Source organism: Parafrankia sp. Ea1.12 (assembly GCF_900465275.1).
GTDB classification, from domain to species: domain Bacteria; phylum Actinomycetota; class Actinomycetes; order Frankiales; family Frankiaceae; genus Parafrankia; species Parafrankia soli.
Window position 1 is genome coordinate 1 of record NZ_UBIZ01000277.1, and the last position, 11,682, is coordinate 11,682.

Annotated in this window: 11 protein-coding genes and 1 pseudogene; 5 read left to right on the plus strand and 7 right to left on the minus strand. The window is 66.2% G+C overall.

Annotation, left to right across the window (positions count from 1 at the left end; genetic code table 11):
* Positions 1–588: 588 nt before the first annotated feature.
* Complete coding sequence (locus FMEAI12_RS13260; RefSeq protein WP_235013956.1) at positions 589–873, plus strand: transposase; 285 nt, start codon at positions 589–591, stop codon at positions 871–873.
* 36 nt (positions 874–909) lie between these two features.
* Here the strand turns inward: FMEAI12_RS13260 and FMEAI12_RS39885 are convergent.
* Positions 910–1,053 (minus strand): annotated as a pseudogene (locus tag FMEAI12_RS39885) (AAA family ATPase); the annotation flags it as partial.
* A 323-nt stretch (positions 1,054–1,376) separates the two neighbouring features.
* Here FMEAI12_RS39885 and FMEAI12_RS13270 point away from each other — a divergent pair.
* Positions 1,377–2,909 (plus strand): DUF1254 domain-containing protein, encoded by a 1,533-nt coding sequence (locus FMEAI12_RS13270; RefSeq protein ID WP_235013957.1) that lies wholly within the window; start codon positions 1,377–1,379, stop codon positions 2,907–2,909.
* A gap of 3 nt (positions 2,910–2,912) precedes the next feature.
* On the opposite strand, the gene FMEAI12_RS13275 is transcribed toward FMEAI12_RS13270, so the two are convergent.
* The gene (locus tag FMEAI12_RS13275; protein ID WP_368672069.1) at positions 2,913–3,947 is read right to left on the minus strand and encodes a zinc-binding dehydrogenase; all 1,035 of its coding nucleotides are present in this window, start codon (positions 3,945–3,947) and stop codon (positions 2,913–2,915) included.
* Positions 3,948–4,501: 554 nt separating this feature from the next.
* Between FMEAI12_RS13275 and FMEAI12_RS39230 the strand changes: the two genes are divergently transcribed.
* On the plus strand, positions 4,502–4,627 hold the full coding sequence (locus FMEAI12_RS39230; RefSeq protein ID WP_255565692.1) for a hypothetical protein: 126 nt from the start codon (positions 4,502–4,504) through the stop codon (positions 4,625–4,627).
* Positions 4,628–4,718: 91 nt separating this feature from the next.
* Here the strand turns inward: FMEAI12_RS39230 and FMEAI12_RS13280 are convergent, their stop codons facing one another.
* The 5 genes from FMEAI12_RS13280 to FMEAI12_RS13295 form a co-directional block, all read right to left on the minus strand.
* Entirely contained in the window at positions 4,719–5,096 is a 378-nt protein-coding gene (locus FMEAI12_RS13280) for a hypothetical protein (protein ID WP_112106258.1), read from the minus strand.
* 452 nt (positions 5,097–5,548) lie between these two features.
* Positions 5,549–6,448, minus strand: a complete 900-nt coding sequence (locus tag FMEAI12_RS13285) for an integrase core domain-containing protein (protein ID WP_235013958.1) — start codon at positions 6,446–6,448, stop codon at positions 5,549–5,551.
* Between the two features lie 38 nt (positions 6,449–6,486).
* Positions 6,487–6,624, minus strand: coding sequence for a hypothetical protein (locus FMEAI12_RS38100; protein ID WP_235013959.1), 138 nt, complete (start codon positions 6,622–6,624; stop codon positions 6,487–6,489).
* 267 nt (positions 6,625–6,891) lie between these two features.
* Entirely contained in the window at positions 6,892–7,515 is a 624-nt protein-coding gene (locus tag FMEAI12_RS13290) for a TetR family transcriptional regulator (protein ID WP_112106259.1), read from the minus strand.
* Between the two features lie 79 nt (positions 7,516–7,594).
* Positions 7,595–8,764, minus strand: a complete 1,170-nt coding sequence (locus FMEAI12_RS13295) for a hypothetical protein (RefSeq protein ID WP_146776692.1) — start codon at positions 8,762–8,764, stop codon at positions 7,595–7,597.
* A 443-nt stretch (positions 8,765–9,207) separates the two neighbouring features.
* Here FMEAI12_RS13295 and FMEAI12_RS13305 point away from each other — a divergent pair, with 443 nt between their 5' ends.
* Together FMEAI12_RS13305 and FMEAI12_RS13310 are read left to right on the plus strand one after the other, a co-directional pair.
* On the plus strand, positions 9,208–10,557 hold the full coding sequence (locus tag FMEAI12_RS13305) for an alpha/beta hydrolase domain-containing protein (RefSeq protein WP_200835276.1): 1,350 nt from the start codon (positions 9,208–9,210) through the stop codon (positions 10,555–10,557).
* Between the two features lie 211 nt (positions 10,558–10,768).
* Entirely contained in the window at positions 10,769–11,053 is a 285-nt protein-coding gene (locus FMEAI12_RS13310; RefSeq protein WP_200835277.1) for a hypothetical protein, read from the plus strand.
* Positions 11,054–11,682: the final 629 nt, after the last annotated feature.

Genomic DNA, 11,682 nt, shown 5'->3' on the forward strand with positions numbered 1-11,682 from the left:
TGGTGGCCCGCAGCTCGGCGACGAAAGACGCCGAGATCCTTGTGCTCCGCCACGAACTCACCGTGCTACGCCGCCAGGTGTCCCGGCCCCGGTTCTGCTGGGCCGGCCCTCCACCCCAACGGAGATCCGCCAGCTGATCCTCCGCCTCGCCAAGAAGAACCCCGCTGGGGCTACCACCGCATCCACCGCGAACTCGTCCAACCCGGCTATCAGGTAGGCGCCAGTACCGTCTGGACGATCCTGCGCTCCGCCCACGTCGATCCCGCACCCCGCCGCTCCGGCCCCACCTGGCGACAGTTCCTGCACACCCAAGCCCACGCCCATCCTCGCCTGTGACTTCTTCACCGTCGACACCGTCTGTGCTGAGCAAGCTGTACGCGCTGTTCTTCATCGAAGTCGAACCCCGCCGGGTGCATCTCGCCGGTGTGACCCGCCACCCGACGAACAGCCGGGCCACCCCAGCAAACCCGTAACCTGCCCATAGCTCTGGGTGAGCGGGCGAGACGGTTCCGGTTCCTCATCCGTGACCGCGACACGACGTTCACCGCCGTCTTCGACACCGTCTTCACCACCGACAACATCGATATCGTGCGGACACCCGTACGGACCCCGGTCGCGAACGCTTTCGCGGAACGCCGGGTCGGTACCGTCCGCCCCGAATGCCTCGACCACCTCCTCATCCTCGGCGAACAACACACCACCGCCGTCCTCACCGACTACATCGACCACTACAACCACCACCGACCCCACCGGTCACTCCAACAACAGGCACCGCTCAGCACCGGCACCAGCCCACCGCCCGAACCCGACACCTCGGCCGTCCAACATGATCGACTCGGCGGGCTCATCCACGAATACCTGCAGACCGCATGACCCGACCCCAGTTTCCGGCACCCACAGGTTGGCGGTGTAGGTCATCTGGTCGCGGGTCGCCGCCGCGGTGAGGTCGCCGAACTGGCGGCGGATCGTGGGCAGGCGTAGCAGGCGGCAGGCCTGGTCGATCGCGGTCTGGGCGGCCTGGTCGGTCATGCCGCGGGGGCGGGTGACAGTCATGAGGCTCCTCCTGCTCCGGGACTGTGGTGACGCGGATCAGCCTGCCGTCGGTCTGACCGGCGATGTCGGTCCCGCGTCGGGTCGGCTGGGCGGTCCGGCCCGCGTCAGGGATCGGTTCTCCCCGTTGTGTCTCTTCCAGCTGCGGCCACATGCCTTTCACATGGTCGCGTCGAAGACTGCCGGCGACGGTGTCGCCGAGGACGGGAGTGCGGATGTCGGACCCGAGGCAGGTCCCATCGGGGGGTTGGAGGAGGTCGCAGGGTGCCTCGGTGACCCGCCGGCGCACATGTCGCGCCGTCGCTGTCGCTCTGGTGACGACAGGGGTGGTGACAGCGACGGCGGTGGTTGGAGCCGCGGGCGTCACCGGGCAGACCGACGTGGCCGGTGCCGTGGCGGTGTCGTCTGACACCCAGGCGGGATCCGCGACGTCGGCCAGGACGACGAGGGCGGTCCCGGTGGCGGCGGCGACCGCCCCGGCGCAGGCCGCGGCACCAGCCGGAACAACTCCGATGGATACGTCAGAGGGAACGCCGGCGCCTGCTGGGTCCATGGAGGACACCGCCGCGGATGGCTACGTCTACGGGTACAGCCCGGTGGCGATGGCCCGCACCCGAGCGGCCCACGTCTGCCGGGGTGGCACGAACGCCCTGCTCAACGTCCCGGTCCTGTCGACGCCGCTGAGCCGTAGCGTGGTGGCTCCGAACGTCGACACCCTTTACTCGGTTGCCTGGCTGGACCTGCGCGGCGGGCCGGTGAGCCTGACGTTGCCCGACACGACCGACCGGTATGTCGTGTTCGAGATCCTGGACATCTACTCCAACGTCTTCGCCAACATCGGCACCAGGCTCAACGGCTCGCAGCCCGGCGCCTACCTGATCACCCCGCCAGGGTGGAGCGGGACGGCGCCGGAAGGGACCACCGTGGTCGCCGCGCCGAGCTGGGACGTCTGGGCGCTCGGCCGCACGTTGGTGGACGGCGACGACGATCTGCCCGCCGCACGTGCCGTGCAGGGCCAGTACACCGTGGCGGGCACCGACCTCGGCGAGACCGGGCTGGTGCCACCCGCCCTGCCCGCGGTGGACTGCGCGAACCCACCCGACCCGCAAACCCCTTACGACGCAGGGGCGGCGTTCTTCGACGAGCTGGCCGCGGTGCTCGCCGCCGACCCGCCGCCGACCGCCGACGACCCGGCGCTCGCCTCACTCGCGAGTATCGGGGTCGTGCCGGGTTCGACCCCGTCGGCGGGGGATCCGGCGACGGTGGCGGCTCTGGCGGCGGGGGTGACCGCGGGTGAGGCCGAGGTCCAGGCCGCGGCCGAGGATGCCCTCGTCCCGTCCGGCACCTGGCAGGGAAGCTTCAACGGCGGCACCTACGGCACCGACTACCTGCTGCGCTCCGCGGTCGCCGTGGTCGGCCTCGGGGCGAACGTACCGCAGGAGTCGCTGTACTACTGGTCCGGCCCAGACATCGACGGTGAGCCGCTGACCGGCGCGTACACCTACCGCATGCACTTCGCCGCCGGTGAGCTGCCACCGATCGAATCCGCCGGGTTCTGGTCGGTGACGATGTACGACGACGAGATGTTCCTCGTGCCGAACGCGCTGCGACGCTACGCCCTGGGGGATCGCAGTGACCTCACGGTGAACCCGGACGGATCGATCGACATCTACCTGTCGGCGACCGCGCCGGCCGGGCACACCGACAACTGGCTGCCCGCGCCGGACGGACCGTTCAACCTGATGATCCGCGCGTACATCCCCACCGAGCCCGCGCTGACGAACACCTGGCATCCACCCACGATCGAACAGATCTCCATTCATGCCGCAGCGCGCGGCCCGTCCCCGCAGACCCCTTGACGCCTACTGCTGGTCGTCGAAGGTGACGACGACCTTTTCGGCTGCTCCCGGTGTCAGGGTGAGTTCGAATGCGCGCTTGACGTCGGAGAAGGGAACGCGATGGCTGATCAACCGCGCGAAACGTTCCTGGTGCTCGGCGATCTCCTGAGTTACCTCGAAGATCTCCGTGGGGTAGCCCTGGGAGGCGATGATGGTCATCTCGCTGCGGAGCATCGCGCCGAGGTTGATGGGCGCAGGCTTCTTGTGTACAGCTACCGTGACGAGCTTGGCACCCCACTTCCCCGATGTCAGGGCCGTGTTGACGACGGCTGCGACGCCCGCGGCGTCGATGTAGATGTCGGTGTCCGGGCGGCGCTGGCCGAGTGCGTTGGCGCCCTGTCCGTGTAGTTCGGTCAGGCGGGCCGTCACGTCCTCGCGGGAGGAGTCGATGACGGCGTCCGCGCCGACCGCGAGCGCCGTCTTGAGGCGGTCGGGGATGACGTCGGCGACGACCACGTGCTGGACCCCACGCAGCTTCAGCCAGATCGCGGCGCCCAGACCGATGGGTCCGGCGCCGAACACCACGGCCTTGTCCGTCGGACTGGCCTCGGAGCGGTTGACGCAGTGCCGTGCCACTGCCATGGGCTCATTGAGCGCGGCGACGTCGAAGGGCACCGTGTCGGGGAACACCGCCACGCTCTTACCGACGACGACGTTCTCCAGGAGGAGATATTCACGCATGCCGCCCAGCGTGCCGCCGCAGCCGATGATGCCGGAGGGAGCAGCCATCGGGTTGACGACCACGCGATCGCCCACCTTCAGATCCGCGATCTGGGCTCCCACTTCGACGATCTCGCCGGCCGGCTCGTGCCCGAGAGGAATCGAGATCATCTGCCCGCCCGGCCCCTGCGGCGAGCCGCCCATGTGCAGGTAGTGCGCGTCGGTTCCGCAGATGCCACAGGCACGGATCCGCATCAGCGCGTCCTTGGGGCCAAGAACGGGACGTTCGATGTCGACTATATTGACAGTGCCTTGCGTGCCAGTCTGTACGGACTTCATCGTGTGCATGTGGATGTTATCTTTCTGAAAGTGTACTGGAAATATCGGAGTAGTCACCAATGCTGCCTTAAAATGCTTAAGAAAGTAAACATCGATGGACATGGGTGGCTGGTCGGGTTTGCCGGGCGACCTGGGGAGAGCTCGTGGATGGGGAGGACAAGGGGCATCGATCGGGCTGGTAAGATATCCGCAGCCTGCGGCGGAGTTTAGTGCCGGTACCGATCGAGACGGCTCCCATACCCAATTCTGGTCAGGAGTTCCCGCGCGCCATCGAGGGCGAGGGCGAAGGCGGTGGCCGCGGCCAGGGCTGACTGGGAGCGGGAGCAGCGGGAGTGGGGCTAGAAACAGGAGCACTGGCCTCGATGTCTCGGCGAGAACACCGAACTCATGAGTATCTCCTATTGTGAATGGTGAGGTATGAATCTTTGTTTGATGATGCCGCCGCCCGCGGTCGGCGACTAGGGCATTCTCTCCCGAATCCATGGTGTAACTGACTGCACCATCGGAAGAGTGATCTCGATGGGTAGGAGATCTCCTTCTGGACGGTTGCCGGCATGAACCTCAGATATGCAAAGTCGCCGTCCATATGTATCTCCGACCAGGATCAGGTCGAGGACTCCTACGTCAAGACGAACGGATTCGAGCTGGTTGCTGGTTGCTGGTTGCTGGTGGCGTACTGAGCATTGGGTGCGGCCTTGCGTTCCCATGGAAGTTGTCAGCACCGTTGTGACGCTCCCCGAGGCTGGCAGGGCCGGAGCGGGAGAGTGAGCGTCAGCGGATCCCGCAGAGGGCGAACGTTGCCAGCAGGGCGATGTTGTGGAGTGTGAACTGGTCGGCTGTCGAGTCGCTCAAGCCGTAACGCTTCGCCATCGAGGGCGTAGTGATCTTTCTGGTGGTGGCCATGTCCGAGCAGTCGGCCTCGCCGTTGCTGAGGATCTGCTCGTCGGTTTTCCCCTCCGCCAACCCGGGAAACTGCTGGCGGAACTGTCTGACGTAGGTGGGGGTACCGCCCCCGATTCCGATTCCTGGGTTCGTCGACACGGACGGCGTGCTCACCGTATTCACGGGGGAGAATTCGGTCGATTCGACCGGGCCGCAGGCGGCCAACGAAGCGATGGCCACGCCGATAAAGATAAGTCGTTTACGCATGACTCTCCCTGTCGTGTCGCTCGCTCGCCTGGCATTGGAGGAGCGTGTCGACCGGTCTGGCGGGAAGATCCGGTCAGGGTGCCGTCCACCGGAAGATCTGGGGAGGGGTTGAGTCTCCGGATCTGATCGGAGGTACGGCACCAGCCTGTCCGATCGGGCCCGTCCCGTCGTCCTCCACACGCAGACACTTCTGGCTACGGAGAACTTAGTACTCGCTACCAGCACGTCTGCAACTGAATGACACGACGCGCCCCGTCCGCAGTAGCCCGATGGGCGCGGACAAGGAGGTTCGTCCACCCCGATGATCGAGAGTGGAGCCTACGGATGTGGTGCCCAGCTGTACCAGGCGATCGCCGAACGAGTCTGGTCTCCCGAGGCTGTGGGGCTCCGAAATTCGGGTTTCGGCCTGTGAGCTGGCCTTTTGCGGCTGACGTGATCGTCAGGGGGTGTCGTCAGGCGGCGTTGCGGTACTCGTTGATCGGCCCGCCGAGGATGCGTGTGCGACGGACGGTGGAACCCGGGGTCGGGGTGACCACGGGTGGTGAGTCGGGCGGATGCTGGCCGAGGGAGCGGTGAGGCCGCTGGGTGTTGAAATGCTCGGCGTAGCTGGTGAGGGCGGTGGTCAGGTGCCGTTCAGAGACGATCAATAATCTGTCGGTGCATTCGCGGCGGGCGGTGCCGACCCAGCGTTCCGCGATCGCGTTTGCCTGGGGTGACTGTGGCGGTGTGCGTACCACGTCGATGCCGGCTGCGGTGAAGACGGCGTCGAACGAAGCCGTGAACTTTGTATCGCGGTCACGGATGAGGAACCGGAACCTGCGGCTGCGATCTTCGAGATCCATCAGCAGGTTCCGGGCGTGCTGGGTGATCCATGCCGCGGTTGGGTGTTTCGTTGCTCCAAGGACATGGGCACGGCGGGTGGCGTGTTCGACGACGAAGAACACGTAGATCCGTTGGAGGAACATGGTGTCCACTGTGAAGAAATCGCAGGCCAGGATGGCGGAGGCCTGGGCGGACAGGAACGTGCGCCAAGATGTGTCGATCCGCCGGGGCACGGGGTCGACACCGGTGCGGTGCAGGATCCGCCAGATGGTGGCGACCCCGACCGGGTAGCCCAGCCCGGCGAGTTCTCCTTGGATCCTGCGGTGTCCCAAGGCCGGGTTCTCCTGTGCGAGGCGCAGGACCAGCTCGCGGATCTCCCGGCGGATCGATGGCCGTCCGGGTGTCTTGCGTGGGTGGGTCCATTGTCGTGCGAGGAGATCATGGTGCCAGCGCAGCACGGTGGCCGGGGTGACGAAGAAGATGTCCCAGTGGGCTCGGGGTAACAGCCGGGACAGGACTGTGAGGATCACCCGATCCGCCTACCCGTTCCAGCGCCGGGGTGGTTCACCTACCGTCGCAACACCGCCACCTGGTGTCGCAGGACGAGGAGCTCTACGTCCTTTGCAGCGGACCCGCGGACTCGGAGCAGCATCAGCCCGAGAGCGTTGCGTGTCAGGGCGTAGAGCAGCGACCACACCATGACCATCCAGCCTGCCCGACGCAGGCCCCATCCGGCAGGCAAACGCGCAGGTCACCGCCCAAATCGGGATTCTGGAGCCCCACAGGATGGACATAGGTGACCATCATGCCGACAGCAGCCGCGCCGCCGCATCATCCCTCCTCACAGCCCAGGCCGACTTCTGGCACCCCACACGATCTGTAGGAGCGCGTCAGCGACGGCCCCCGGCTCGGTGATCATCAGATCGTGTCCCGCATCGATCTCCCGGAGGACGTGGACGTAGGGGAGCGTGGATCAACCAGACCAGGTCCTCGGATCGGATACGATCCCTTGTTCCAGGACCTCGAGGCTTTCCGAGATCCTCGTCACCAAGTCGCCACCCGCGAGGAACCATTGCGTCTGCGCCGTCTGGATGACGCCGCCGACTGCGGCGGCCAGCATGGTGGGTACCAGAGCGTCACTGGGCAGGCCGAGGCGAGAACCAAGGAACTCCGCGATCACCCTCTGGGTCTTCAGTTGGATTCCGCCCAGCACCGTCCTCAACACGCTCGGGGTAGCCATCATCACTTCCGTCCAGCGCCTGCTGAGGGCCGCGTCCTCCCGCGACACTGCCTCCATCAGTGCGAGGCGCAGCGAGTGCAGCGGAGCCTCGTCGATGGCACGGATCGCCAGCGCGGCCTGTAGCGCTTGGCTCCGTCGGTCGATCTTCACCAGCAGCACGTCTTCCTTGGCGGGAAAGTAGCGGTAGAACGTCCGCACCGAGATATGTGCTTCGGAGGCGATGTCGTCGACGGTGACTTGGTCGAACCCGCGCTCCTCGAACAGCCGGAGCGCGACGGCCTCCAACTCGGAGATCATCATCTCCGAGCGCTTAGTCCTCAGCTGCGCGGCAAGCGACTCGGTCGTCAACTCGGTCATCCCATCGGTCCCACACTCTTCCGGCACCCGCTCCCTCCTTGCAGCCTAGGCCGTTCCTGCCTGGGAAACGGCGGAGCGGTTAGCCGTCGCGCTTGGGGTTGTAGCCGTCGTAGAGGTCGGGGTGGTCGTGCGCGAAGATCGGGGCGCGGTTGATGTACTCAGGTCCGATCCACAGGTGCATCATCTGGTCGTTCTCGAGTGGGCGTACCTGCCCACCTCGTGCTGTGCACTCGCTCTCACTCAGCCAGACGGCGGAGTTCTCCTCCGTGAGCGATGACACCCTGCCGCCCTCGAAGCAGGCCGACGGGTGGCTGTGCCACGCGTCGTAGTCGCCGGTGAAGCCCTCGGGCACGTCAGCGACCACGTAGCTGAGCCCCGCGAACTTCGCGTCGGGCCCGTCACCGTCGAAGAGGAGGATGTTTGGGTTCAGCATGTCGAACGCCGCGGCGCCACTGAAGCCGACGGTACTGACGTAGTGCGCGCCGATCCCGTATAGGCTCCTGCCCGGGTTGAACCAGCCGTCGCTCGCCGCGTCGGCGGCGGTCGGGTACTTGTTCGCCCACAGCGCGATCACCTGGTCGACCTCGGCCTTGGTCGCCGCGGGGAGCTTGTCGTAGGTGATGGTGCTCTCGGTGTGATCGTGCCCGGTGGCCGCCGAGGGGTCCGACGCGTCGTGGCCGTGGGCCGTGGCGGTTGTGGGAAGGGCATGCTCGTCGCCGGATGCATGCGCGTGGTTGGCTGTGCTCGGCGACACGAGAACCGCGGTCGTGCCCGCGAGGACGCCGACGGCGACCGCGACGGCCACGGCCGGCGCCGCGCTCTTCCAGCGTTCGAGCACCCTCGACTCGACCAGGAGCGCGACCGCGCCGACCACGATCGCGACTTCGAAGACCACGCAAAGGATGTCAGCCGAACGGGCCTGCCGGGTGCCGCCGTCACCCGTCCAGTCCGGCAGCCCGACGGTACGGCTGGTCGCCCACGCCGTGAGGAAGACGAGGTTCGCGGCCACAGCCAGCCACAGCCAGACACGCGTGGGTGCCACGAGCACGGCGAGCGCGAACCCGATCTGGAACCAACCCGCGGCAGCGAACGCCAGGCCCATGACCAACGATTCCTGCGCGTGCGGGGGGACCATGACCAAGTGGACGGCCCCCGCGCCACACGACAGCGTCACCAGCAGCCAACGCAGGAACGTGCTCGGGGCGTACCTGGCCGACGAAGCGGGATCGCGCGCCGTCCTCTCGTGCAAGGACTGGTCCGTCGACATCGTTCCCCTTAGGTCGCTTCCCGCCCCCTGAGAGGGAACCGTGCCACCTCGCGCGTGTTCATGTCAACAGTGGCATGTCATGCCGAGGGGCAGGCTCGCTTCGTAACTATAAGAGCATGACTGGCGACTATTTGTGATCGCGAGGGTCGCTGGTCGGGTCGCGATGGTGATTCGCCGTGGGCTGTACCTCATTGAGGGTTGACACCCTTTTGCCGCAGGAGCTAGCTTTCGCAACCTGTCGGTCTTGTCATGATCTGCCATTAACGTCTCGACGTGCAGGCCGGTCAAGGCTATTGACGTAAGGCGAGAGGGGAATGGCTGTGGTTCGACATCGGATGCTGGGGGTGACATGTGCGCTCGTAGCATGTGTTGGGTTAAGTGGGACTGCTTACGCGGATGCCGCGTCCCCGGCCGAAATGGGGCCTGTGACCGGGGGAAACGGTAAGCCGGTCGTGTTCGCGCACACGAACTTCGACCTCGCCTCCGTGGGCTACGCGCAGTCGGAGTACTTCCTGGAGGGGACGGCGGACGCGTACTCCCCGACGGCCCCGCTCACGACGGACGGGAAGTGGACGGTCCAACCGTCCTCGCAGCAGCCGTACCAGACGCGCGTCGTCGTGAACCGACCGATCCGCGACCGCGACTTCAACGGCACGGTGGTCGTCGAGTGGCTGAACGTCACCGGGGGAGTGGACGCCAGCCCGGACTGGATGCACCTGCACACCGAGTTGACCCGGCGCGGCTACGCCTGGGTGGGTGTCTCCGCGCAGGCCGTCGGCCTCAACGCGCTCAAGGCGCCGCCGATGGGGGACCCGGCGCGGTACGCCACCCTGACGCATCCCGGTGACAGCTACTCCTACGACATGTTCTCCCAGGCCGGTCAGGCGATCCGCGACAACCCCGACCTGCTGCTCGACGGACTGACACCCAAGCGTCTGCTCGCCGTCGGGGAGTCGCAGTCGGCGCACCGCCTCACCACCTACATCAACGCCGCGCACCCGCTCGTGAACGTCTACGACGGCTTCCTGGTACACAGCCGCATCACCCCCGCCGGCGCACCCCTGACCCAGGCTCCGCTGCCGGACGTACCGGCTCCGGCGCCCACCTTCATCCGTGACGACCTCGACGTTCCGGTGCTGCTCTTCCAGACGGAGAACGACACCGGCGGCCTGCTCTCCCGCCGGCCCGACACCCCCCTCTACCGGCTCTGGGAGGTCGCAGGCACATCACACTTCGACCTCTACGGCCTGCGGCAGGGCGCTAGCGACACCGGAGACCGTCAACCGGTCGCGGACTGGTTCGACTCGATGCTGCATCCGACGAACCAACCGAACCCCAACCACACCTGTAACCTGCCGATCAACAGTGGACCACAGACTTTCGTCCTACGCGCGGCGATCGCCAGCCTCAACCGCTGGGTCGCCCACGGCACGCCACCTCCTATGGCGCCACGCCTCGAGACGATCAGCGTTCAGCCCCTCCAGTACGCACTGGACGCGAACGGCACCGTGCTCGGCGGTATCCGCACGCCAGCCGTAGACGCCGCGGTGGCCAAGCTCAGCGGACTCGGTAACAGCGGTACCCCGTCCTGTCCGCTCTTCGGCGCCACCGTTCCCTTCTCAGCGGAGCAACTCACCGCCTTGTACCGCAACCACGGCGGTTTCGTCTCGGCATGGAACCGCGCGACCCAGGACGCGGTCCGGGCCGGGTTCCTCCTGCCCGAGGACGCCCGCCATCTCCTGGTCGTGGCGGCGCAGTCCAACATCCTCAAGTAGCGATTCCGCAATGCGCTGGGCCACCGAGAACCCGCAACCGCCGCAGCCGGAAGCCGACGACAGCCTGCGGCGCGACGCCCTCGTCGCACCGTCATCCCGCAGACAACCGAATGGACCGACACCCGACGTCTGAATGCGGCGGGCATGCTCGACACCTGTCGAGCATGCCCGCCCACGAGCGTCTCACTCACCGAACAGCGCGCGGGTCTCCGTGGAGGCCGGATCGTGCGCGTTCGCCATGACCAGAGCACTCAACAGTCTGTTCAGCTCGTTCCAAAGACAGGCCGTGCGGAAACTGTTCGGTGAGCTGGACCAGGGCACGGCCGAGGACCTGACGACGTTACTCACCGGCGGGACGGCCGCAGTCATCAACGACTGGTTGATCGACGGCGACGATCCCCTCGATCCCGAGGAATTGACTGACCGCCTGCTCCGCCTCGTGTTGGTGCTCGCCGGTAGCCAACACGTCCGAGTAGAAGGAGGTCGCGTGCGATGAACCTGAATCTCCTGTGCGCCGGTGCGGTAGTGGCCGACGGCGTATCCCTTAAGGCGCGACCATCGCACTCGGGTCCAGATCTCCAGCGGCGCGTTCCCGCGCTACAACCACAACCCGGACCCAAACGAGCCGCGGGAAACCGCCACAATCCCTCGCGTCGCGGATCAGAAGGTGTTCCACGACCCCGCCGCACCGCCCATGGTGATCCTGCCGGTCCGGCAACCGTAATAACTCCAAAGCCCGTGTAGTCGGCCCTCCACCCCTGTCAGCTGACCTGATGGCGGGACCAGGCAAAAATCGATGGAAACAAGGGATGCATGCAAATGCCAGGCAAGAATGCGGCCAGAAAGCGCTCAGCCCGCCTGCCCGGGAAGACCTCGGCTGGGGATGTACTCCGGCAGCACTGGATAGTTGTGAACCGGTAATGCGGGACAGTGTCGAGCTTCTCCCACTGATCGGAGCGTGACGATGGCCTACCCTCTCGACCCTGAACGTGCCGCAGCTAGTAGGACTTGATTAGGTCTGTCATTGGTTGTACTGACTGTCGTCTTCGTGTGTGTGGCGGTGGTTGGTATGGAACTGGGTGAGATGGGCCGTGTGCGGCCGGTGATCGAACGGTTCGCGGCGGA